Source organism: Paractinoplanes polyasparticus (genome assembly GCF_019710575.1).
Taxonomy (GTDB): Bacteria; Actinomycetota; Actinomycetes; order Mycobacteriales; family Micromonosporaceae; genus Actinoplanes; species Actinoplanes polyasparticus.
In genome coordinates, this window is sequence record NZ_JAHWFK010000001.1 from 821,011 (window position 1) to 843,602 (window position 22,592).

The window sequence follows — 22,592 nt, forward strand, 5'->3', positions numbered from 1 at the left end:
CGCCACCTTCCCTCCTTGAACCGTCCGAATCGCATCCCTACCTGGTGGTCAAGCAGAAAAGCCGGCACCACGTTCGCAATCAGCGACATCACGATCCTCGGATTCGCCGGCGGCATCGCCCACGCCGCGCACGCGATCCGCCGCTCGCTGGGCTCCCCTCACCTGTCACGACATCCCAGCGCTGCCGCTCCCCGACACCGCCGTCATCACTCGCCCGGCCGCTGACCCACCGTTGTGAACCTCGGTCCCGCCACCGCAGAAGCGGGCTCCAAGGTCAGCGATATCGATCAAGGAAATTGCTCAACCCGGGCCCGAAAGTCGCGCACATCTGGGCTCGTCACACGCACGAAGCCAGGAGGCCGCCGGTGATCGGCGAGTCGGGTGGGTGGCCGTCGTCGATCGGCACGATGATGGGTGTGGAGTGGGGGCGATGGAAGCCGACAGCGCGCAAATCAAGCTGGCAGAGCTGCTTGCCGGCTACTCGCTCGAGATGACCGGCAAGGACGTCGGCGAGCTGGCGGCCGCGCGCGAGCTGATCGATGTCGGCACCCGGGTCAACATCACGTTTCTCAGCGGCGAGGACCGTGGGCTCCGCCTGGCGGCGGCCGCGGCCGTCAAGGCGTACGGGTTCACGCCCGTCCCCCACATTTCGGCCCGCCGGTTGGCTTCGCGCGCTGCCCTGGAGGAGTTTCTGCGGGAGCTGGGCCGGGTGGGTGCCGTTGACAACGTCTTCGTGGCCGGCGGGGACCCGGACGAGCCGCAGGGGCCGTTCGGCGACTCACTGTCGGTGATCGAGTCCGGGCTTCTCGAGACCCATGGCGTACAGCGGGTGAGTATCGCCGGATATCCGGAGGGTCACCCGGGCATTCCCGATCACGTGCTGTGGCCGAGTCTCACCTCGAAGCTCGCCGGCCTGCGCGGCCGCGGGCTGGCCGCCGAGATCGTCACCCAGTTCGGCTTCGACGCCGACCCGGTGCTCGACTGGATCGCCGCCGTCCGTGAGCGCGGGATCGACATCCCCATCCGGGTCGGCGTGCCCGGGCCGGCCGGCGTGCGCCGGCTGCTGCGATACGCGGCCCGCTTCGGTGTCGGCACGAGCGCCACCCTGGCCCGGCGGTACGGCGCAGACCTGTTGGCCACCGCCGGTCCGGACGCCTTCCTGCGCGCGCTGGCCACCGACCACCACCCCGACCAGCACGGACGGATCGGACTGCACTTCTACACGTTCGGCGGCCTGCGGGCCACCACCCAGTGGATCAGCGACTTCCGCACCGGACAGCAGCCGGCAACCAGCTGAGCCGGGGCCGAGAAAGCGGCGCCTTGCGAGCGAAAACTTGCGGTACAGTCCGGAAGTTACGCGATCGAGCGGCAGGGGACGACGATGACGAGCGCCGAGACGAGCACACTCAGCGAGGCCACCACCCCGAGCCGGGGAATCCGGAACCCGGTGCTGGCCGGATTCCACCCGGACCCGTCGATCCTGCGGGTCGGCAACGACTACTACATCGCGACCTCGACCTTCGAGTGGTATCCCGGCGTACGCGTGCACCACTCGACCAACCTGGTCGACTGGACTCCGCTCGGCGGCGCCCTCGACGACAAGCGCCTGCTCGACCTGACCGGCACCGGCGACTCGAACGGCGTGTGGGCGCCCAATCTCTCGTACGCCCATGGCGAGTTCCACCTGCTCTACTCCGACGTGGCGACGTTCGCCGGCGGCTACTGGGACCCGCAGAACTTCCTGGTCACCGGGCCGGGGCCGACCGGGCCGTGGTCCGACCCGGTCGTGCTGCACGGGCGTGGTTTCGACGCGTCGCTCTTCCACGACGACGACGGCACCACCTGGATGCTGTCGATGGTCGCCGACTGGCGCCCGGGCCGGAACCGTTTCGGCGGCATCTCGATCCAGCAGTACGACCGTGCGACGCGCAAACTTGTCGGCCCCGAGCACATGATCTTCACGGGCACCGCGGCGGGCGTGACCGAGGCGCCCAACCTGTACCGCAAGGACGGCTGGTACTACCTGGTCACCGCCGAGGGCGGCACGAGCTGGGAGCACCAGGTGACGGTCGCCCGGTCGAGCCACGTGCTCGGCCCGTACCTCGCCGACCCGGTCGGCCCCCTGCTCACCTCGGCCGGGGACCCGTCGCTGACGCTCCAGAAGGCCGGCCACGGCAGCCTGGTCGAGACGCCGGACGGCCAGTGGTACCTCGCGCATCTGGTGGGCCGGCCGTACACGCCGCGGGGTCGCTGCGTCCTCGGCCGCGAGTCGGCAATCCAGGAGGTCACCTGGACCGACGAGGGCTGGCCGCGCATCACCGACGGCACGCCGGCCGACATCGTGCCCGCGCCGATCGGCGTGAAGGTGCCCGCCGAGGCGCCCGTCTCGTCGGAACACCTCGAGGACGACGACTTCGACGCCCCCCAGCTCGGCGTGAACTGGTCGACGCTGCGCCGCCCGGCCACTCCCGACTGGGTCTCGCTCTCGGAACGCCCGTCCCACCTGCGCATCCATGGCGGCCGATCGCCCATGGGACGCCACCAGCCCAGCCTGGTGGCCCGCCGCGTCGTCGCCACCGACGGCGAGTTCGAGGCCACCATGGAGTTCACGCCGCGCAACTATCGCCAGCTGGCCGGGATCACCGCCTACTACAACACCCGCAACTGGTACTTCCTGCACATCACCGCCGACGACGACGGCACCCCGATCCTCGACCTGCTCACCTGCGACAGCGGCCAGGTCACCGTCGTCCCCGGCGTCCGCACCCCCGCCCCGCTCACCCCCGTCCGCCTGCGCTTGCGCTTCGCCGGTCCGTCTCTCTCTTTCTCGTACGCGTTCAACAGCGCAACGGAGACAGCCGAGTGGCACAACGCGGGCCCTTCCCTGGACGCCACCACCCTCTCCGACGAGTACGCCGCCCAGGTCATCAACGGCGAGCCCGCCGCCTGGGGCTTCACCGGCGCCTTCGCCGGCCTGTGGGTGCAGGACCTGGGCCGCGAGGGCGCCTACGCCGACTTCGACCGAGCCTCCTACCGAGCCACCACCTGAAGCCCGGCAGCCACCCACCCAACCGGCCGGCGCCACGGCCAAACCCGTCCGCTCAGAGCCAACAACCACCGGCCGCCCGCACGTCAGGAAACTCGCCCCTTCGCGAGCACACGACCAGCCGCGAACGCCGAAGGCAGTGCACGACCCGGCCGCACGCAGATCGCCGGACCCGGAAAACAGCAGCCCAGCCATCGCACAGGCAGCCAGCGCGTGAAAGGCACTCCTGCCATCGCATAGGCAGCGGCCCGCGAAGGCACTCCCGCCATCACGTAGACAGCCAGCCCGCGAAGGCACTCCGCCATCACGTAGACAGCCCAGCCCGCGAAGGCACTCCCGCCATGACGGCGGACTGCGGAAACCCGCGCTTCAATGATCGCCACGATTCCTGCGGTCGAGCAGGACCAGCGCCCGTGAGCCAGATGCCGGGTCGCTCGAACACCGCCTCGTGTCGCCGTCGGGTCACGACGCCAGCATCACGACATAGGCTCGTGGCGGAAGCCGACTGACGTGTAGAGCCGCCGGGCGTCGTCGTCGGAGGTGCTGAGGATGATCAGGTCTGCGCCCAGGGTGGCCGCGGCTTCGATGAGCGTGACGGTGACCAGGCGCCCGAAGCCACGGCGGCGGGCTGTAGGCAGCGTGGTGATGCCGACCAGTTCGGCGACGCCCGACCACACCGGCAGGGCCATGCCCGCGGCGACCGGCTCACCGGCCGCCCGTACCGTGACCGCTCGCGCGCCGACCATCTCCCGACGGAACGCGGCGGCCTGCTCGTAGGTGACCGGCGCCGCCGAAGGATCGAAGCCGCGCTCGTTGACGTCGAGGTTCTCGCGAATCAAGGCGACCGGCGCCGTCTCGTCGATCAGGACCACCTCAACCTCCGGCGGGCGAGGCACGCCGCCGGCCGGCGGCGCCACCGACCCCGACGCGGGCCGTTGAGCGACCGGGACGCCCAGCGGCGGGACGGCCGCGCCCAGCGGAACGTGAGCGCCCGGCGGAACGGCAGCACCCGGCGAAAGGGCCGTGCCGGGCGAAACCGCAACGCCCGACGAAACCGCAACGCTTGGCGGAACCGCAACGCTGGGCGGGACCCCAGCGCCGGTAACGGCAGCGCCCGGCGAAACCGCACCGCGCTGCGGCACCGCACTGCCCGGCGGCACCGCAGCGCCCGGAACGGCGGCGCCCGGCGCAACCGCACCGCCCGGCGGGACCTCTGTACCCGGCGGGACAGTCAGGACGAACAGTTCGCCGTCCACGACCCCGCCGCGCCGGCGAAGGTACTCAAGGGCCCGTAGTCGCAGGTCTTCCACACCGCCATCCTCAGCCGCGCGTCAAGCGGAAAACGCGTAACAGCAACGGGTGGCGGCGACATGGCCCGGCCCGTCAGGAGCGCCACTGGGTGAGGAAGCCTTCGGCGACGCGCTCGGCGCGCTGGTGGACGTCGTCCTTCGTCAGGTTGTCGCGGGCCCACCGCATGCCCAGCTGGGCCAGGGTGTCGGCGCCCTCGTTGAGGATGTCGCCGGAGTGGCCGCGGACGGTCTCGACGGTGAGGTGGGCCGGGTTCGCGGTCACCAGCCGGCGCAGTTTGTCGAGCGTGGCGACGCCGCTGTTGCTGCCGATGTAGCCCGCCGGCATCCGCTCGCTGCCGGCCTTCCACCGTTCGAGGATGGCGGCCGCGTTCCGGCTGTCGGTGACGATGGTGACGGGGCGGGTGGTCAGGTCGGCGCGGATGGCGTGCCAGACCGCGCGCAGTTCGGTGACGGTGGTGACCTCGTTGCCGGCGTTCGCGGCGAACTGGGGGTAACGGCCGCATCCGTAGCTGCCGCCGGTGGACAGGTAACCCCAGCCGGTGAGCCAGCCCCGGCGCCGCGCGATCTGTCTCAGGGAGACCGAGCCGTCGGTGTAAACGGTGAGCGGTAGCCCGGCCGGCGGCTTGCCCAGGTGGCCGGTGACCGCGGCGGCACGGTGGTGGCGTGGCAGCCCTCGAGCATCGGAGCCCGCCCGAGCCAGGCCGTGGTTCACGCTTCCCCCTCGCCGGGTTGAAGACTGGGCGCACCGGACGGCCCGCTTCCGAGGTTCCCGCCCCGCGGGCCGTCCTGGGCATCCCACCTTCGGGTCGAGGAATCCGCGGATCGGGGACGGGCCGGCGCGGAACGGAGAGTGACGCCTCAGGTGGGAATCGTGAACTGCCGCAATTCGTGCGGGCCGGTGCCGCCGACGGGCACGGCCACGCCGCGTACGATGCGCTCGTCGGTCCAGGCGAGGTCGACGGTCTGCGTCCCCTTGCCGCCGGCGGCAACCACCTCACGGTCGGCCAGGACGGCGCCGTTCTCGGTGCTGAGGACTGCCACTCGGACCGCGCCCCCGGACTTCTGATAGCTGACCGCGACCCGGCCGGTCGACGGTGAGAGCCGCAGGCCGGTCACCCGCCTGCACCCCAGAGACGTCAGCGGCAGGAAACGCAGACCCTGCGGCGGCGCGATGGACATCAGAAGCGGGCGGCACGACCGGCTGGAGGCGGCGATCAGCAGCCGGTCGCCGGTCACGTCGGCGGCGTCGAGGGCACCGGCCGGGTTGTCGTCGGGCAGGTCGAGCATGGCGGACGAGATGACCAGCCGCTCGAGCCCGCCGGACAGGTCGTGCGCGTACAGACCGTACGGGCGCCAGAGGTACGCCGTGGTGGCGTCGGCCGCGGCCAGCGAGACCGGCTGACCCTCCTGCCGGACGTTGCGCTGCTGCGTCCCGCGCCCGGGGGCCTGGATGGTCAGCAGCATCTCGAGGCCGGAGTCACCGCCCACCGCTGTGCCGCGCGGGCCGAGGGAGACCAGACGCCCGTCGGGCAGGCCGATCGACCTGTCGTAGTCGCCGCCGCCCTCGACGGCGTGGGTGAGCAGGTGGTCGTCGACGGAGAGCTCGCCGATCCGGAGATCGCCGGTCAGCCGGGCCGGCGACGGATCGCCCTGGGCCGCGACGTATTGCCCGTCGGCGCCGGACAGCAGCAGGCGCTGAGGTGAGGTCGTGACCGCGACCGCGGGGTTGAACGGCGGTGTCGCGTCGGCGTTCTGCCGCACGGCGAGCCCACCGCCGACCAGGCCCGCCAGCACGGTGAGGGCCCCGGCCACGGCGGTGGTGCGGCGGCGGATGCGGTGGCGGCGGGCCCGGCGGTAGACGGCGGGCAACTCGCCCGCGTAGCCCTTGGGCGCCTCGGCCGCGGCGCGGACGGCCAGCTCGATGTCGCGGGGGATCTGGTCCATGCTCACTCCTCGGAGCTCAGCTGGGTGCGGAGGGTGGCCAGGCCGCGGGAGAGGCGGCTCTTGACCGTTCCCTCGCTGAGGCCGAGGGCCTCAGCCGTCTCGGCGGTGGACAGGTCGAGCAGGATGCGGCAGGTGACGACGGCCCGCTGCGGGAGCGGCAACTCGGCCAGCACGAGCAGCGCGCCGACCGGAGTGCTGTCGAGCGCCGGATGGTCGGCCTCGCCCGGCGGCGGGCTCTCGCGGCGAAGCTTGCGCCACCGGGACGTCGCCCAATTCAGGCCGACACGGAAGACCCAGCCGGCCGGATTGTCGAGCGCGCCCACCACCGGCCATTTCGCGTAGGCCCGGGCCATCGCCTCGTCGACCGCCTCATGGGCGAGATCGTCCCGCCGGAGCGTCACCGCCAGCGCGCGATACACCCGGTCGACGTGCGCGCGGTAGAAGCCCTCGAAGCCATCGGCCGCCGGCGGGGCGGGAGCGGGAGCCGGGGCGGAACGGGGAGCTGTCGTCGGAACCACCATGTCCGATACACGCGGGCGCACCCCGTGAGGTTCCCAGGCGTACGCAAAAAGCTCGGACATCGATGGACTGCGATGTAATTGCACGGGCATTTGGTGTTGTCACCGCGAGCGCTCAGCCCCCGACCCCCGGGCCGGGCGCGACGCGGTGAACGCGTGAGTGGGCGGGCGCTGGACCACCAACACCGCCGACGACGCCGCGAACGTGATTGCGCTCTGCAAGCAGAACAAGCTGATCTGCGTGCTCGAGAACCCGGAACACCGTGCTCTCCATCCACATGTATGCGGTCTTCAACCAGGCCGCCGCTGTCACCAGCTACCTGGACACGTTCGAGCGCAACGGCTGGCCGCTGGTGATCGGCGAGTTCGCTGGCAGTTCGCCCGACTGTGTACGGCAGCGAGCCCCCGACGAGCCCGCCGCCGACCCCGACCACACCGCCGCCGACCACACCGCCGCCGACCGGCGCCTGTACCGCCGCCTACGCGGTGACCGGCCAGTGGAGCGGCGGCTTCCAGGCCGAGGTCGAGGTCACCGCGGGCAGTAGCGCCGTCAAGGGCTGGACGGTGACCTGGGCCTACGCGAACGGCCAGTCGGTGACGCAGGCGTGGAACGCCACCGTGACGAGCAGCGGCTCGGCCGTGACGGCGAGGAACGCCAGCTACAACGGCGCCTTGGCCGCCGGCTCCGGCACCCAGTTCGGCTTCCTCGGCTCGTGGACCGGCGCCAACGGCACTCCCACAGTGAGCTGCTCCGCAGCGTAGAACCGGCTTCTTCGATGAACGGGTCGGCGAACGGCATTGGCGGCGGCCTCGTAAAGTCGCGCCCATGCCGTTCGCTCCGAGCCAGATCATCGTGCGCCGATACGTCCGGGCCGGGCGCACCACCTTCGCCAAGCCGATGCGCGTGGTCAGCGACGACGAGGCCGGATTGCTGCTGTGGATGCCGGTCGGCACCGAGCACGCCCAGCTGACCGACACCGACGGCAGCACGCTGCACGACCGCCCCCTGCACGAGATGCGGGATCCACGGCTCGTCCGCAAGAAGTGGCGGTTCTGGGACATCCTCGTGCTCATGCCGGCCGGCGCCGCGTACTCGGTCTGGTGGTTCTTCTCCCCCGAGGGCGGCTTCGGCGGCTGGTACGTCAATCTGGAGACCCCGTTCACCCGGCGCCCCGAGGGTGTCGACACGACCGACCTCGTGCTCGACATCGTGGTGAGCCCCGATCTCAGCTGGGAGTGGAAGGACGAGGACGAGTTCGCCGCCGCCATCGGCGCCCCCGGCTACTTCGACGCCGCCACCGCCGGCGAGATCCGGGCGGAGGGCGAGCGCCTCATCGCGCTCGCGAAGGCCGGCGCCTTCCCGTTCGACGGCACCCACACCGGCTTCCGCCCGGACCCGGCGTGGGCTCAGTTGATCGGGGAGATCATCCCGCCGTTGCAGTAAATGGTCTGGGCGGTGACCCAGCGCGTCTCCGGGGCGACCAGGAAGCGCATCACCGGCACGATGTCGGCCGGCTCGCCCAGGTCGCCGTTGATGGTCATGCTCTTGAGCCAGGCGATGGTCTCGTCGGTCTCCACGTCGTAGAAGAAGTTCGTCTTCTGCGGGCCGGGGGCGATGCAGTTGACGGTCACGCCGCGCGGGCCGACCTCCTTGGCGAACGCCTTGGTGAAGTGCTCGACCGGAGCCTTGCTGCCGGCGTAGGCCGAGTAGGTCGCCGCGGTGACGGCCACCTGCGTCGTCACCAGGTTGACGATGCGCCCGTCGTCGGCCATCCGGCGGGCGGCCTCGGCCATCAGGAAGAACGGGATCTTCGCGTTGATGGCGAACGAAGCGTCGTACTCGTGCTCGGTGGTCTCGGCGAGCGGCTTGCGCACGATGATCCCGGCCGTGTTGACCAGGATGTCCCAGTGCCCGAAGCGCTCGACCGCAGCGTCGACGAGCGCGGGGATCTGCCCCGGCGCGGTGAGGTCGCCCTGGTGGGCGATGGCTTCGACGCCCCGGCTCTTCAGGTCGCCGACGACGGCCTCGGCCTCCCCCGCCCGCTCCGGGCTGTTGTAGTGGACGACGAGGTTCGCCCCGTCGTCGGCCAGCGCCTCGGCGAACAGCTTCCCGATGTTCGCGCTTCCGCCGGTGACGACGGCGGTCTTACCTGCGAGTTTTCCAGTCATGCGCCCGGTGATGCCCGCCCGCCGGTCGCGGGCCGATCCCGATCTTGCGCTAGGGAAGCCCGAACTTGCGGTAAAGAGCGGGGCTGACGCCGTGCTCGCGCCGGAAGGCGGCGGCGAAGCGGCTCGGGCTCTGATAACCGCAGGCGGACGCGACCTGGCGGATGCTGAGGGTCGTCGTTCGCAGCAGGCCGGCGGCGCGGCGCATGCGCAGCATCGTCAGGTAGCGGTGCGGGGTCAGGCCGGTCGCCGCGCGGAACGAGCGCACGAAGTGGAACTTGCTCATCGCGGCCACCGCGGCCAGCGCGTCCAGGTCGACGTCGTCATCCAGGTGGTCGTGCATGTGCTCGATGACGCGGCCGGTGTCGAGCGAGGCGAGCGTCGCGGGCCGGGTGACGGGGATCGAGCGGTGCACGAGATGCGCCACGAGGCCCTGCGCCACGGCGTCCGCGTAGAGTGAGGGCGCGCCCTCGTGCAGGGCGCGGGCCAGCGCGCCGGCGGCCGCGGCCACGTAGTCGTCGTTGACCGTGAGCGCGTCGGGCAGGTCGGCCGGTGTCCGCCCGTACGCGGACAGCGCCTCTCCCACCAGGCCCGCGCTCAGCCGCAGATGCAGCGATTCCATCGGTTGCGGCCCGGCGGCCCGCCAGCGCAGGCGCACGCCGCGGCCGGGCGCGGTGATGCCGACCGAACCGGGACGGTACGCGGCGCCCCGCCAGGAACCGCCGCCCCGGCTCTCGATGTGGTAGCTGCCACTGGTCACCAGCACGACGGTCAGGTCCGGCGTGGGCGCGCGGCGGAACTCGTCGGCGACGGGCGGGTCGCGCCAGGTGCTGGCGTGCACCTGACGCCACCCGAGGACGTCGCTCGACCGCAGCAGGCGCGACGGAAGCTCGCTCATGCCGCCAACGATGCCCCGTCAGCGGCCGACCCGGAAGGTGAAAGTCCGGCGCCTTACCGCGCGATCGCCGTCCCGTGCCGGCACCCCGGGCATCCGACCGAGGCCAGGCCGGTCCAGGTGGTGAGGTCGGACTCGGGAGCCCACGTGAAGCGGGTGTTGGAGCCCCTCGTGCTCAGACCGAGGCGGCCGGCTCCTCGCCCGGGCCCGGCTCCGGCGGCACCTCCGGCTCCGGATCGGGCGGGCTGTCGCTGAGCTGTTCGCGCACGTAGACGTAGACGACCGACACCAGCGCGGCCACCGGCACCGCGAGAAGGGCGCCGATGATGCCGGCCAGGCCGCCGCCGAGCGTCACCGCGAGCAGCACGACAGCCGCGTGCAGCCCGAGACCCCGGCTCTGCACCATCGGCTGGAAGACGTTGCCCTCCAGTTGCTGCACCACGATGATGATGCCGAGCACGATCAGCGCGTCGACCCAGCCCTGGGTGACCAGCGCGATCAGCACGGCCACGAAGCCGGCGAACAGCGCGCCGACGATCGGGACGAAGGCCGTGATGAAGGTGAGCACGGCCAGCGGCAGCACCAGCGGCACACCGACGATCCACAGGCCGAGGCCGATGAAGACCGCGTCGAGCAGGCCGACGAAGGCCTGCGACCGCACGAACGCGCCCAGCGTGTCCCAGCTGCGGGTGGCCACGGCCGGCACGTCGTCGGCCAGCCGGCCCGGCAGTTGCTTCGACAGCCAGGGCAGGAAGCGCGGGCCGTCCTTGAGGAAGAAGAACATCAGGAACAGCGCCAGCACGGTCGTGATGACGCCGTTGAGCACGGTGTTCACACCGGTCAGGGTGTAGTTGACGATGTTGCCGGCGCTGGCCTGGATGCGTTCCACGGCCGCGTCGAAGGCGCCGGTGATGTCGTCGTCGCCGAAGTTCAGCGGCGGGCCCGACGCCCACTCGCGCACGCGCTGGATGCCGTCGACGACGCCCTGCGACAGCTCGCCCGACTGCGACGCGACCGGCACCGCGATGACGACGACGATGCCCGCCATCACTGCCAGGAACAGCACGGTGACGAAGGCTGCGGCCAGCGCCGGCTTCCAATTCCACCGGTAGCGCAGGAACCGGGCCACCGGCCAGGTCAGCGTGGTCAGCAGCAGCGCCACCACCACGGGCCAGATGACCGACCAGGCACGGCCCAGCAGCCACAGCACGACGTACGCCATGGCCAGCACGAGCAGCGTCTGCGCCGAGAGGACGGCCGACGTCCGTAAGGCGGACCGGGCCTTGTCGGGATTGAGCTTGGCAGGCATGCCGATCACCTTAGAGAGCAGCTCGCGAACGCGCTGGGCGACACCCGCCGGATCACGCCGGCTGGGACAGAACCGTGTCCATCCGGCCGCCGGAAGGCCCCGGCACGCGGCTCGGCGCCACGGACGACAATGGAGCCCATGCCGTACGGGGTTCTGGGTCCGACACTCGCCGGCCCGGCCGTGGCGGCGGGTGGGGCCCGGCTGCGCGCCCTGCTCGCCCGGCTGCTTCTCGACGCGGGCCGGGTGGTGCCCCTCCCCCGGCTCATCGACGATCTCTACGGCGACACCCCGCCCGCCGGGGCCGTCAACGCGGTGCAGTCCAACGTCTCGCGGCTGCGGCGTGAGGTTCCCATCGCGTACGACGGTTCGGGCTACCGCCTGGAGGTCGAGCCCGGCGAGGTCGACGTCCACCGGTTCGCCCGGCTCGCCGCCGAGGGACGGTCCGCGCTCCGGTCCGGCGACTTCGCCTCGGCCGAATCGCGGCTGTCGGAGGCGCTCGCGCTGTGGCGGGGCGAGGCCCTGGCCGACGTCCGGGCGGCGCCCTTCGCCCCGGCCGCGGCCGACCGCCTCGAGGAGCAGCGCCGCCGGGCGGTCGAGGACAGCATCGAGGCGCAACTGCACCTGCGCCCCTCGGCCGACGCCGTCGACGACCTGCGCGCGCTGCTCGCGGCGGCGCCGCTGCGCGAGCACACCTGGGCGCTGCTCATGCGCTCGCTCGTCGCGGGCGGGCGCCCGGCCGAGGCTCTGGCCGCGTTCGAAGAGGCTCGCCGCGTGCTGTCCGACGAGCTCGGCGCCGACCCGTCGGCCGAGCTGAGCGCGGTGCACACAGCCGTCCTGCGCGGGCCCCTGACCCCGGTGCCGCCACGGTCCCGGCTGCCCGCCCAGCTGACCAGCTTCGTGGAGCGGGACGAACTCGCGCGTACCGCGGAGTCGCTGCGGTCCGCGCGGCTGGTGACGCTGGTCGGGCCGGGTGGCGCCGGCAAGACCCGGCTGTCGCTCGAGGTCGCGGCCCGGCACCCGGGCGAAGCCTGTCTGGTCGAGCTGGCCGGCACCGGGCCCGACGACGTGCCGCGGGCGGTGCTCGACGCGCTCGGCCTGCGGGACACGGGCCTGCTCGACCGGTCGGCCGGGCCGGACGCGCTCGACCGGCTGCTGGCGGCGCTGTCCACCCGGGAGCTTTTGCTCGTGCTCGACAACTGCGAGCACCTGCTCGGGGCGGCCGCCGCGCTGGCCGGCCGGCTGCTCGGGGCGTGCCCCGGCCTGCGGGTGCTGGCGACCAGCCGGGAGCCGCTCGGTGTCACCGGGGAGGTGCGCGTGCCCGTGGCCGGGCTGCCAACGGAGGCGGGCATGCGGCTGTTCGCCGAGCGCGGCGCCGCGGCGGCGGGGTTCGCGCTCGCGGCGGCGGACGAGGCGGCTGTGCGGCAGATCGTTCGTACGCTGGACGGTCTGCCCCTGGCCCTGGAACTGGCCGCGGCCCGGCTGCCGGTGCTGCCCGTCGACGAGTTGGCCCGCCGGGTCGGCGACCGGTTCCGCGTGCTGTCGCGCGGCAGCAGCACGGCCGCCGACCGGCACCGCACCCTGTGGAACCTGGTCGCGTGGAGCTGGGATCTGCTCACCACCCGGGAACAACTGCTGGCGCAGCGGTTCACAGTGTTCCGGGGTGGCGCCGGGCTCGACGCGATCGAGGAGGTGTGCGGTCTCGGCGACGACACCCTCGACGCGCTCGACGGGCTGGTCGGCAAGTCCCTGATCGAACGCGACGGCTCGCGCTACCGCATGCTGTCGACGATCCGGGCCTTCTGCGCCGCCCAGGGCCCGCCGCCGTCCGAGGATCACGCGCTGTTCTTCCTGGAACTGGCCCGCACGGCCGACGCGCACCTGCGCGGCCCCGACCAGCTGACCTGGCTCGACCGGCTCGACGCCGACCGCGACAACCTGCACGCGGCCGTGCGGCACGGCTCAGCCGAGGTGGCGCTGCGGCTGGTGGCGGCCCTTTCGTTCTATTGGTGGCTGCGCGGCGCCCGCGGCGAGGCACAGGCACTGGCCCGCGAACTGCTCGACCGGGCCGGCCCGTCGGCGCCGCCCGGGCTGGCCGAGGAGCACGTGCTGTGCCGGCTGAACGCCGGGCTCCCCACGCCGCTGGACGCCGCCGAGCATCCGGCCCGCTTCCTGCAGACGCTGGGGCGCCCGCCCGCGCAGCCGTTCCTGTTGTACCTGTCGGCGTTCGCCGCGGGCCCGCCCGAGTCGTCGCACGAGGACGTGATCGCGATGCAGGAACGCCTGCGGGCCCGGCTGCGCGGCTCACCGTGGAGCGAGGCGCTGGCCTCGATCGGCAGCGGGTGGATAGCCCTCTTCCACGATGACCAGGCTTGGGCCGGACGCGAGTTCGCCCGCGCCCTGGTCGGGTTCCAGGCGCTGGGCGAACGCTGGGGCATGATGCTCGCGCAATCCGGCCTGGCCGAGCTGGCCACCGCGCGCGGCGACCACCGGGCGGCCCGGCTTCCGATGGACGAGGCGCTGCGCCTGGCGGCCGAGCTGCGCTCCCAGGTCGACCTGGCCGAGATGCTGCGCTCCCGGGCCGAGGCCCGCATGCTCGGCGACGACCCGGCCGGCGCGGCCGGCGACTTCTCCGAGTCGATGGCCCTGGCCACGGCGTGCGGCGCCACGGAGGTGGTCGCGTCGGCCCGCCTCGGCCAGGCCCGCCTGGCGCTCCGCCGGGGCGATCACACCACGGCGCGCGGCCTGGCCCTGAGCGCGCTGGCCGAGTGCCCGACCGGCTGGTACACGGCCGACGGCGTACGCCTGACCATCAAACTCACCCTGGGCCACGCCGCCGAGGCCGCCGGCGACCGGTACGAAGCCGCCCACTGGTTCCGCCAGGTCACCACCGAGGCCACCGGCCTGGACGCCACTGCCGTCACCGCCGAGGCCGCCGCCGCCCTGGCCGCTCTGGAGGCCGGCCCGGCCCCGTGACGCCCGCCCGCTGACCGAGGTTGTCAGCGGCTCGTGCGCGGCTCGTCAGCGCGGGTCGGCAGTCTCGGGGCATGACAGAGATCGCCATCGCGGCCGAGGGGCTGCGGAAGACGTACCGGGGTGTGGCGGCGCTCGACGGGTTCCGGCTGAGCGTGCCCGCCGGAACCGTGTGCGGGCTGCTCGGGCCGAACGGGGCCGGCAAGACCACGGCCGTGCGGATCCTGGCCACGCTGCTGAGCTTCGACGCCGGACAGGCCACGGTGGCCGGAGCCGATGTGGCCCGGCAACCGGAGCAGGTGCGCGAGCGGATCGCGCTGACGGGACAGTACGCGGCGGTCGACGGCTCGCTGACCGGGCGGCAGAACCTCGTCCTCTTCGGGCGCCTGCACCACCTCGGACGCCGGGCCGCTGAGGCGCGGGCCGACGAACTGCTCGAACAGTTCGACCTCACCGCCGCGGCCCATCGCTCGGCCACCGAGTACTCCGGCGGCATGCAACGGCGGCTCGACCTGGCCGCCAGCCTGATCCGGGCGCCGCAGGTGCTCTTCCTCGACGAGCCGACCACCGGACTCGACCCGCGCAGCCGCAACCAGGTCTGGGACACCGTCCGCAAGCTGGTCGCCGACGGCGCCACCGTGCTGCTCACCACCCAGTACCTGGACGAGGCGGACCAGCTGGCCGACCGCATCTCGGTGGTCGACACCGGACGCGTCGTCGCCGAGGGCACGCCGGACGAGCTCAAGGCGGCGATCGGCGCCGACCGGCTCGAGGTCGTGGTCCGCGAGCACGACCGCCTGACCGAGGCGGCCGCCCTGCTCGGACGCATCGGCGCGGTCGACACCGACGTCGACACCCGGCGGCTGCGGGTCGCCGTCACCGACCGGCTGATGGCGCTCGTCGACGCCGCCCGGCTGCTGCGGGACGCGGCCGTCACCGTCGACGACCTGGGCATCCGCCGCCCCACGCTGGACGAGGCGTTCCTGAGCCTGACCGGCCACCGCACCGACACCGACAGCCAGAAGGAGACCCGATGACCACCGCCCTCGCCGACGGCTGGGTGATGACCGGCCGCTATCTGCGGCACGTCGTGCGCGAACCCGAGCAGATCATCATCTACTTCTCCCTGCCCATCATGTTCGTGCTGGTCTTCGGCTACGTGTTCGGCAGCGGCATGGCCGTCGGCGGCGACAGCTACCGCGAGTACCTGCTGCCCGGGGTCTTCGTCATGACCCAGCTGTACGGGCTGGGCGCCACCGCCACCGCCATCTCGCTGGACATCAGCCGCGGCGTCGTCGACCGGTTCCGCTCGATGCCCACCGCCCGCTCCGCGCTCATGGTCGGCCGCAGCACAGCCGATCTGGCCCGGGCCGTACTGGAAATGATCGTGCTGGTGGTCTGCGGCCTGCTCGTCGGCTGGCAGTGGCACCGCGGCATCGGCGCGGCGCTGGGCGCCATGGGCCTGATCCTGCTGCTGCGGCTGGCGCTGACCTGGGTCGGCATCTTCCTCGGCAGCATCGTGCCCAACCCCGACACGGTCAGCCTGATCGTCTTCCCGCTGGCCTTCCCGCTGACCGCCCTGTCCAACGTCTTCGTGCCGCCGGACCAGATGCCGGCCTGGCTGGGCGCCATCTCGGAGTGGAACCCGATCTCGGCCACCGTCGCGGCGGCCCGCGAGCTCTTCGGCAACCCGGGGGCCGGCAGCGAGCACGCCATCGCCCTCGCCCTGGCGTGGCCGCTGGTGCTGCTCGTGATCTTCGCGCCGCTCGCGGTGCGTCGTTACCGCCTGCTCGGACGGTAGTCAGCCCGTACTGTCCGAGCGCATCTGCCAGGCGTCGCCGATAAGTTCTTGCAGCCGCGCACTGGTTACCTTTGGTAGCCGCAGCATCACCAACGGCAGTCCGTCGTACGAGGGGACCGTGAAGAAAAGCTCTGGTTCGCCCAGGACCAGAGCTTGCTTCTCGGCTTCGTCACCCACGTAGAGCACCGCGACATCGGTCCGGATGACACGCGGCTTACCCGGCTCACGCTGCGGATACGACCACACGAAGCCCCGGTTGTGGACCCGGAAGTCGAAACCGTCGCTGTCGATCTCGACCACGTCGGGCAGGGCGAGCGCGAGTCGGCGCACATCGTCGGCGTCGGCCACCGGGAGAACCCTTCCGCAAGTGTTGGGTCGGCGACTGATGTTATGACACCTGAGCAGACTCCAAGGGTCTGTGCGTAGGATGCCTCGGCAGGTCGAAACAGAGGGGAACCGAGGAGCACGATGCCGCTAACTCCAGCCGACGTTCACAACGTGGCGTTCAAGAAGCCGGCGATCGGCAAGCGCGGATACGACGAGGAAGACGTCGACGCGTTCCTGGACGAGGTCGAGCAGGAACTCACCCGGCTCCTCGAAGAGAACCGTGCCCTGCACGACCAGGTGCAGCGCCCCGGGCCGAGCGGCCCGGCGGCGAACGGGCCGGGCAACCGCGCCATGGAGGCCGAGCTCTCCGACCTGACGGCCCAGCTGGGCCGCCTGCAGGAGGCACGCGCCCGCGCCGAGCAGAACGCGCGCAGCATGCAGACCCAGCTCGAGCGTGCCCGCCGCGAGACGCCGTCCGGCCCGCCGCCGTCGTCGGGCGACGGCCAGGATTCGCCCGTGCTGATGATGGCGCGGCGCACCGCCGACGACCACATGCGGGACGCCCGGGCCGAGGCCGACGCGCTGATCGGCTCGGCCCAGTCCGAGTCCGACAAGGTCACCAGCGACGCGCAGCTGACCGCGAGCACGATCGAGAGCGACGCCCGCCGCAAGCACACCGAGGCCATGAACGGCCTGGTCGACAAGCGGAACCAGCTGCTCGACGAGATCGAGCGGCTGGGCCAGCTGGCACAGACCTACCAGCAGGCCCTGGGCGACCACGTCCAGCGCCAGCTGCAGGAACTCGACAGCGCCAGCGGGCGCGACCTCGACTGACACGCGCGCCCGCCGTGGCCGGCATTGCCGCCGGTCACGGTAGATTCGCCGGATGAAGACGGTCAGCCGCCGCCTCGCGCTGTGGCGCGCCGATCTCGAGGCCGGGGTCTGCGCCGCTCCCGAAGAGGCCGCCGAGGCCCTCGGCGAGCGCGACAAGGTCATCGTCGTGGTGGACAACCGGCAGACCGTCGAGTGCGAGCTGCGACAGGACGTCGAGTGGCAGCTGACCGGCCTGACCTGGCCGGCCGCCTTCCCGCCGGGCGTGCTGGTCACCGTCACCTGGCACCCGGCCCGCGACGACTTCGTGATCCGCCCCGACCCGCTCGACGACCCGCTGCGCGTCGACGGGGTCGACTACTTCTACGCGTACGACCCGAAGGTCGTCACCCGCGACTACCAGCCCGACCAGTCGAATCGCGCGAAGGTGCTGCACACCGTACGCAAGCTCGGCCGGGTCTTCGACGACGGCAGCGCCGTCCTCAGCGAGGAGCTGCTGGCCAAGCGTTCCGGTCTGGGACGTGGCGCCAAGGGAGCGTTCCTGCTGCGCAACGCGGTCGACCAGCTGATCCGCGAAGGTTTCCTGACCCGGGTGACCGGCAGCGTCGACCCGGCCGGCCATCCGTCCTACCCCGCGGTCGACGGTCAGGCCGAGACCGACATGGTGTTCTACGCCCCCATGGTCGAGCCCGTCCCGGCCGAGTCGCACCGCGGCGACCATTGGGTGAGCGGCTTCATCCGCAAGCTCCCCCGCGGCGCCCAGCCGTCGGCGAAGCAGCGAAAGGCAGCCGAGAGCGCAGGCATCGGTCCGCTGGCCCCCGGCTACACCTTCGTCAAGAAACACCACCGCAACGGTTAGGTTGAGCTCATGGTCGATGACGTAGCCGCCCGGATGGCCGAGGCGGCCCGGGCGTGGCTCGAGCTGCTGACCGACGACCAGCGCTCGATCGCCGTCGGTCACGGCCCGTCGGGCGACGCCACGGACGGCGAGCGGCGGCGCTGGTTCTACACCCCGACCGACCACGGTGGACTGACGTTCCACCAGCAGCGTCCGGCCCAGCAGCGCGCGGCCATGCGGCTCGTGGCGTCCGGGCTGTCACGGCCCGGCTTCGTCACGGTCGCCACCACGATCGGGCTCGAGAACGTGCTCGACCACGCCGAGGGTTTCGTCGCCCGCTTCGACCGCGAGCGAGGCCGCGATCCCGGGCTCTACTACCTGCGCGTCTTCGGCGAGCCGGGCGGCCACGGCGCCTGGGGCTGGCGCTTCGGCGGCCACCACGTCTCGCTGAACAATCTGGTCGTGGACGGCGAGCTGGTGGCCACGACACCGTGCTTCATGGGCGCCGACCCGGCCACCTCCGAGCTGCTCGGCGGCGCGGTCAACCGTCCGCTGGCCCGGGCCGAGGACCTGGCCCGCGAGCTGGTGCTCTCGCTCGGCCCCGACGACCAGCGCCGCGCGATCCTGTCCACCCGGGCGCCGTCCGACCTCGTCACCGGCAACCGCACCGACATCGGCGAGGGCGACCGCGTCATCCCGCTGGACGGCATCTGGCGCGACGAGCGTTTCAGCGACGCCGCCGAGTGGCAGAAGCTGCGGGCCGCGAGCGACGCCATCGACGCCGCCGCGGCCTATGGCGAACCCGAGCACCGTTCCCTCGAATACACGGCCCGGCCCAAGGGCATCCCCGGCCGCGATCTCAACCCCGGTCAACGCGAGCTTCTGTACGCGTTGCTGGGCACCTATTTCGGCCGCGTTCCCGAGTCGGTCTCCCCGCTCGCGGCGTACGACGAGGCCGCGCTCGACCTCGTGCACCTCGCCTGGGCCGGGTCGACCGAACAGGGCGCGCCGCACTACTACCGGGTGCAGGGCCCGCGCCTGCTCCTCGAGTGGGACAACACCCAGCGCAACGCCAACCACGCCCACTCGGTCTGGCGCGACCCCGGCCACGACTTCGGCCTCGACGTGCTCAGCGCCCACCGCCGGGAGTACCACTAAAGCTGTACGGCCGTCTTCACCAGGGCGGCGACGGCCTGCGAGCGGCTGTGCGCAGGCCACGCGAGAACGGTGGTGACGTGCGGGGCGTCGGTCAGCGGGACGGCGACGTGGGCGCTCCACAGCCAGGAACGGGACGACGCGCAGAGCACGGCTGAGGCGTGCCCGAGCGCGATCAGCTGCGCCAGCTGGGACAGGTCGTGGATCTCGGGACCGGGCCCCGGCTCGTACGTGCCGTCCTGGCGCGGCCAGCGGGCCACCGGCAGGTCCGGCCGGCCGGTGAGGTCGGCCAAGATCAGCGAGCTTCGCGCGGCGAGGGGGTGGTCGGCGGGCAGGATGGCGACCTGCTGCTCGGTCAGCAGGTCCTCGGTGTCGAACCCGGTCAGGGCGTCGAACGGGCGCTGCATGAACGCGACGTCGGCCCGGCCGTCGCGCAGCATCCGGGCCTGGTCACCCATCCCGCACAGCACGACCTCGATCTCGGCCGCGCCGGGCTCGGCGGCGTGCGCGTCCAGCAGGTGGCGCAGCAGGTCGTGGTTGGCACCGGCCTTGGTCGCCAAGACCAGCCGATTCGCGCCCGTCGCCGCCCGCTGGGTGCGACGGGCAGCCGCAGCGGCGCTGTCGAGCAGGGCCCGGGCCTCGTCGAGCAGCACCCGGCCGGCGTCGGTGAGCGCCACACCGCGGCGGTCGCGTTCGAGCAGGGCGACGCCGAGACGCCGTTCGAGCTGCTGGATCGCCCGGGACAACGGCGGCTGGGCGATGCCGAGACGCTCCGCGGCCCGGCTGAAGTGCAGTTCCTCGGCCACGGTGACGAAGTAGCGAAGCTCGCGGGTTTCCAGCGTGTCCACCGTCCGACGATACTGCGGTGATACCGGCCGGGTATCACAGCCCACCGTAATGGTGTAAGCAGCAGAGCCTGCGGCGAGCCAGCATCGGCGTCATGAGCGACAACAAGACCGCGCTGATCACCGGCGCGAACAAGGGACTCGGGTACGAGATCGCAGCCGGCCTGGGCGCGCTCGGCTACCGCGTGCTGGTGGGCGCGCGTGACCGGGCCCGCGGCGAAGCGGCCGCGAAGACACTGCGGGCGGCCGGGGTGGACGCCCGAGCCGTGCCTTTGGATGTCACCAGCGACCGCAGCGTCGCCGAGGCGACCGAACTGATCGGCCGCCTCGACGTGCTGGTCAACAACGCCGGCATCTCCGGCCCGACCGGGCCGGGCTGGGAGCAGGACCCGACCGTTCTCAACCTCGACGTCGTGCGGGAGGTCGTCGACACCAACGTCTACGGCGTGATCCGGGTGACCAACGCGATGCTGCCCCTGTTGCGGCGTTCGCCGTCGCCGCGCATCGTCAACGTCTCGAGCAGCGTCGCCTCACTGACCTGGCAGTCGGACCCGGCGATCGAGGTCGGCCCGATCATGGCGGCCTACTCCCCCACCAAGACCTATCTGAACGCCCTGACCGTGCATTACGCGCGCCAGTTGGCCGGCACGAACATCCTGATCAACGCCGCCTGCCCCGGCCTGGTGGCGACCGATTTCACCGGCTTCACCGGCCGCCCGGCGCGAGAGGCCGCAGCCACCCCGATCCGGCTGGCCACCCTGCCCGACGGCGGCCCGACCGGCACGTTCACCAACGACGACGGCGTCATCCCGTGGTAACTAGGCTGCCCAGGTGCAGATCGATCTGGTTGCCCTGATCGTCGACGAGTACGACCCGGCCATCGCCTTCTTCACCGGCGTGCTCGGCTTCGACCTCATCGAGGACTCGCCGTCGCTGACCACCGACGGCCGGCCCAAGCGCTGGGTGGTCGTCCGGCCGCCCGGCGCCCAGACCGGCATCCTGCTGGCCCGGGCCGACGGCGACCGCCAGCGCGCGGCCGTGGGTGACCAGGCGGCCGGGCGGGTCGGGTGGTTCCTGCGCGTCGACGACTTCGAGGCCACGCACCGGAAGCTGACCGACGCGGGCGTCGTCTTCGTGCGGGAGCCCCGCGACGAACCGTACGGCCGGGTCGCGGTCTTCCTCGACATCGCCGGCAACCGCTGGGATCTGCTCGGTCGCCCCCATGAACGCGCACAGGTTGACATCGATTGATCCGTCACGCGGTCGGGAACCGGGTCATGTCCAGGCCTACTTCGACCAGGTTGGTTTGAGCGCCGGACTGGCCGATCCGCCTGTTCGGTCGGCGTAGGCGGTCAGCCGTCGATGCTGTGGGCGATCCGCAGCGCCTCGATGAACAGCGGCTGGGCCCCGTCGACATCTCCGGCGATCAGGGTCGCGAAGCCCAGATTGAGCAACATCATGCCGAGGCTGTAGAGGTCGCCCGCCGCCCGGCTGCGCCGGGCGCCTTCCGTTGCCGCGGTCGACACCGCGTCGAGATCGCCGTCGAAAAGCCCGTGCAGAGCCCGCGCCTGCAGGACCGCGACCGTCGCGGGGAACTCGTCGACGCCCGCGGCGATTTCGGCCGCCTCGTCGAGGGTCCGCCCGGCGCGCGCCCGGTCGCCGGCCAGGTGCCAGGCGATCGACGCCATCGCCGGCGACTCGGACACGAGGCGCGGCTGGTGTTCCGCGCGTGCCGCCGACGCCGCTCGGTCCAGAGCAGGTATGGCGGATGCCGGCTGGTACTGCAGGACGGAGAGGAAGCCGCGGACGAAAAGGGCCAACGCATGCGCCGGTTCGTCGTCGTCGGCGGGCGGTAGGAGTTCGTCGAGCCCTCGGACGCCCTCGCTCGTCGCGCGGGTGGAGCAGTACCAGCCCACCGCGCCGGCGAGATCCAGTCCGCGGTGAGTGTCCCCCCGCGCCACGCACCGCCGGAGCACCAACCTGATGTTGTCGATCTCCAAGTCCATCCAGGCCAGCCAGTCGGGCAACCGATACCGGGCTGTCGGCCCGGACCGCAGGCAGGTCGCCCGGTAGTACTCCGCGCAGCGGAGGTGGGCGGTTTCCTCCTCGCCGGCCTCGCGAAGTTTGACGCCGGCGTACTCGCGCATCTTGTCGACGAGTGACGCGAGCGTGTCCAGCGCGCGCGGGACAGGCAGCCCGCCGCCGGTACAGATTCCTTCGACATCGTCGAGCGTGAACCTGCCCGCGAACACGCATAACCACCGCAACATCCGCCGCTCGTCGGCGCCCAGCAGGTCGTGGCTCCAGTCGATCGTGGTGCGCAGGGTCTGATGACGCGGGAGTGCCGTATGGGCACCGCCGGTCAGCAGGGCGAAGCGGTCGGCCAGCCGGCCCAGGATCTGTTCCACGCTGAGCACCCGGGTCCGCACGGCGGCCAGTTCGATCGCCGGTGGCAGCCCGTCGAGGCGGCGGCACAGTTCGACCACGGGCTGCTGGTTGGCGGAGGTGAGCCGGAACTCGCCGGACGCCGCGGCGGCCCGCTCGACGAACAACATCACGGACTCGATCTGCCGCGACCGCGCGAGCGGTGCGGTCGAACCGACGGGCGGCAGGTCCAGCGGGGGTACGGGTCAGGAT

At 72.1% G+C, this 22,592-nt stretch carries 22 protein-coding genes; 12 read left to right on the forward strand and 10 right to left on the reverse strand.

The features are described from left to right. The first annotated feature begins 430 nt into the window (after positions 1 to 430). Positions 431 to 1,297: a methylenetetrahydrofolate reductase gene (locus KXC43_RS04440; RefSeq protein WP_221374567.1), complete on the forward strand. Its 867-nt coding sequence runs from the start codon at positions 431 to 433 to the stop codon at positions 1,295 to 1,297. Positions 1,298 to 1,381: 84 nt separating this feature from the next. Continuing rightward, positions 1,382 to 3,049: a glycoside hydrolase family 43 protein gene (locus tag KXC43_RS04445; RefSeq protein ID WP_221374568.1), complete on the forward strand. Its 1,668-nt coding sequence runs from the start codon at positions 1,382 to 1,384 to the stop codon at positions 3,047 to 3,049. A gap of 473 nt (positions 3,050 to 3,522) precedes the next feature. Here KXC43_RS04445 and KXC43_RS04450 read toward each other — a convergent pair whose 3' ends face one another. The 4 genes from KXC43_RS04450 to KXC43_RS04465 all read right to left on the reverse strand — a co-directional run bounded on the left by KXC43_RS04450 (position 3,523) and on the right by KXC43_RS04465 (position 6,881). Further along, positions 3,523 to 3,918, reverse strand: a complete 396-nt coding sequence (locus KXC43_RS04450) for a GNAT family N-acetyltransferase (protein WP_221374569.1) — start codon at positions 3,916 to 3,918, stop codon at positions 3,523 to 3,525. 511 nt (positions 3,919 to 4,429) lie between these two features. Continuing rightward, positions 4,430 to 5,068 carry an RNase H family protein gene (locus tag KXC43_RS04455; RefSeq protein WP_221374570.1) on the reverse strand — a complete coding sequence of 213 codons (639 nt, stop codon included), beginning with the start codon at positions 5,066 to 5,068 and terminating at the stop codon, positions 4,430 to 4,432. Positions 5,069 to 5,214: 146 nt separating this feature from the next. Then, positions 5,215 to 6,300, reverse strand: coding sequence for a hypothetical protein (locus KXC43_RS04460; RefSeq protein ID WP_221374571.1), 1,086 nt, complete (start codon positions 6,298 to 6,300; stop codon positions 5,215 to 5,217). 2 nt (positions 6,301 to 6,302) lie between these two features. Continuing rightward, positions 6,303 to 6,881 (reverse strand): sigma factor-like helix-turn-helix DNA-binding protein, encoded by a 579-nt coding sequence (locus KXC43_RS04465; protein ID WP_255643350.1) that lies wholly within the window; start codon positions 6,879 to 6,881, stop codon positions 6,303 to 6,305. A gap of 324 nt (positions 6,882 to 7,205) precedes the next feature. Here KXC43_RS04465 and KXC43_RS04470 point away from each other — a divergent pair, with 324 nt between their 5' ends. Together KXC43_RS04470 and KXC43_RS04475 are read left to right on the forward strand one after the other, a co-directional pair. Next, on the forward strand, positions 7,206 to 7,580 hold the full coding sequence (locus tag KXC43_RS04470) for a cellulose binding domain-containing protein (protein WP_308128948.1): 375 nt from the start codon (positions 7,206 to 7,208) through the stop codon (positions 7,578 to 7,580). A gap of 64 nt (positions 7,581 to 7,644) precedes the next feature. Further along, complete coding sequence (locus KXC43_RS04475; protein ID WP_221374572.1) at positions 7,645 to 8,262, forward strand: ribonuclease FAU-1 family protein; 618 nt, start codon at positions 7,645 to 7,647, stop codon at positions 8,260 to 8,262. On the opposite strand, the gene KXC43_RS04480 is transcribed toward KXC43_RS04475, so the two are convergent. The 3 genes from KXC43_RS04480 to KXC43_RS04490 all read right to left on the reverse strand — a co-directional run bounded on the left by KXC43_RS04480 (position 8,226) and on the right by KXC43_RS04490 (position 11,188). After that, on the reverse strand, positions 8,226 to 8,987 hold the full coding sequence (locus tag KXC43_RS04480) for an SDR family oxidoreductase (RefSeq protein ID WP_221374573.1): 762 nt from the start codon (positions 8,985 to 8,987) through the stop codon (positions 8,226 to 8,228). The genes KXC43_RS04475 and KXC43_RS04480 overlap by 37 nt on opposite strands. 49 nt (positions 8,988 to 9,036) lie before the next feature. After that, a complete protein-coding gene (locus KXC43_RS04485; RefSeq protein ID WP_221374574.1) occupies positions 9,037 to 9,882 on the reverse strand; it encodes a helix-turn-helix transcriptional regulator in 846 nt (281 codons plus the stop codon). 172 nt (positions 9,883 to 10,054) lie between these two features. Next, entirely contained in the window at positions 10,055 to 11,188 is a 1,134-nt protein-coding gene (locus tag KXC43_RS04490; protein ID WP_221374575.1) for an AI-2E family transporter, read from the reverse strand. A 138-nt stretch (positions 11,189 to 11,326) separates the two neighbouring features. On the opposite strand from KXC43_RS04490, the gene KXC43_RS04495 reads away from it, so the two are divergent. From KXC43_RS04495 to KXC43_RS04505, 3 genes are all read left to right on the forward strand, one after another. Then, positions 11,327 to 14,161 carry an ATP-binding protein gene (locus KXC43_RS04495; RefSeq protein ID WP_221374576.1) on the forward strand — a complete coding sequence of 945 codons (2,835 nt, stop codon included), beginning with the start codon at positions 11,327 to 11,329 and terminating at the stop codon, positions 14,159 to 14,161. A 71-nt stretch (positions 14,162 to 14,232) separates the two neighbouring features. Beyond that, on the forward strand, positions 14,233 to 15,195 hold the full coding sequence (locus KXC43_RS04500) for an ATP-binding cassette domain-containing protein (protein WP_221374577.1): 963 nt from the start codon (positions 14,233 to 14,235) through the stop codon (positions 15,193 to 15,195). Beyond that, the gene (locus KXC43_RS04505; protein WP_221374578.1) at positions 15,192 to 15,959 is read left to right on the forward strand and encodes an ABC transporter permease; all 768 of its coding nucleotides are present in this window, start codon (positions 15,192 to 15,194) and stop codon (positions 15,957 to 15,959) included. The genes KXC43_RS04500 and KXC43_RS04505 overlap by 4 nt, the downstream gene beginning before the upstream one ends. Here KXC43_RS04505 and KXC43_RS04510 read toward each other — a convergent pair whose 3' ends face one another. Continuing rightward, on the reverse strand, positions 15,960 to 16,307 hold the full coding sequence (locus KXC43_RS04510; protein ID WP_221374579.1) for an MmcQ/YjbR family DNA-binding protein: 348 nt from the start codon (positions 16,305 to 16,307) through the stop codon (positions 15,960 to 15,962). A 120-nt stretch (positions 16,308 to 16,427) separates the two neighbouring features. Between KXC43_RS04510 and KXC43_RS04515 the strand changes: the two genes are divergently transcribed. From KXC43_RS04515 to KXC43_RS04525, 3 genes are read left to right on the forward strand one after another with little or no spacing between them, the layout of a single operon-like run. Next, positions 16,428 to 17,120: a DivIVA domain-containing protein gene (locus KXC43_RS04515; RefSeq protein ID WP_221374580.1), complete on the forward strand. Its 693-nt coding sequence runs from the start codon at positions 16,428 to 16,430 to the stop codon at positions 17,118 to 17,120. Positions 17,121 to 17,172: 52 nt separating this feature from the next. Further along, positions 17,173 to 17,976, forward strand: coding sequence for a hypothetical protein (locus tag KXC43_RS04520; RefSeq protein WP_221374581.1), 804 nt, complete (start codon positions 17,173 to 17,175; stop codon positions 17,974 to 17,976). 9 nt (positions 17,977 to 17,985) lie between these two features. Then, positions 17,986 to 19,113, forward strand: a complete 1,128-nt coding sequence (locus KXC43_RS04525; protein ID WP_255643351.1) for a DUF3500 domain-containing protein — start codon at positions 17,986 to 17,988, stop codon at positions 19,111 to 19,113. Here the strand turns inward: KXC43_RS04525 and KXC43_RS04530 are convergent. Then, positions 19,110 to 19,949 (reverse strand): LysR family transcriptional regulator, encoded by an 840-nt coding sequence (locus tag KXC43_RS04530; protein WP_221374752.1) that lies wholly within the window; start codon positions 19,947 to 19,949, stop codon positions 19,110 to 19,112. The genes KXC43_RS04525 and KXC43_RS04530 overlap by 4 nt on opposite strands. A 101-nt stretch (positions 19,950 to 20,050) precedes the next feature. Between KXC43_RS04530 and KXC43_RS04535 the strand changes: the two genes are divergently transcribed. Further along, on the forward strand, positions 20,051 to 20,773 hold the full coding sequence (locus KXC43_RS04535; RefSeq protein ID WP_221374582.1) for an SDR family oxidoreductase: 723 nt from the start codon (positions 20,051 to 20,053) through the stop codon (positions 20,771 to 20,773). Positions 20,774 to 20,786: 13 nt separating this feature from the next. After that, the gene (locus KXC43_RS04540) at positions 20,787 to 21,206 is read left to right on the forward strand and encodes a VOC family protein (RefSeq protein WP_221374583.1); all 420 of its coding nucleotides are present in this window, start codon (positions 20,787 to 20,789) and stop codon (positions 21,204 to 21,206) included. A gap of 101 nt (positions 21,207 to 21,307) precedes the next feature. Here KXC43_RS04540 and KXC43_RS04545 read toward each other — a convergent pair whose 3' ends face one another. Further along, positions 21,308 to 22,510: an ATP-binding protein gene (locus KXC43_RS04545; protein WP_221374584.1), complete on the reverse strand. Its 1,203-nt coding sequence runs from the start codon at positions 22,508 to 22,510 to the stop codon at positions 21,308 to 21,310. Positions 22,511 to 22,592 lie beyond the last annotated feature (82 nt).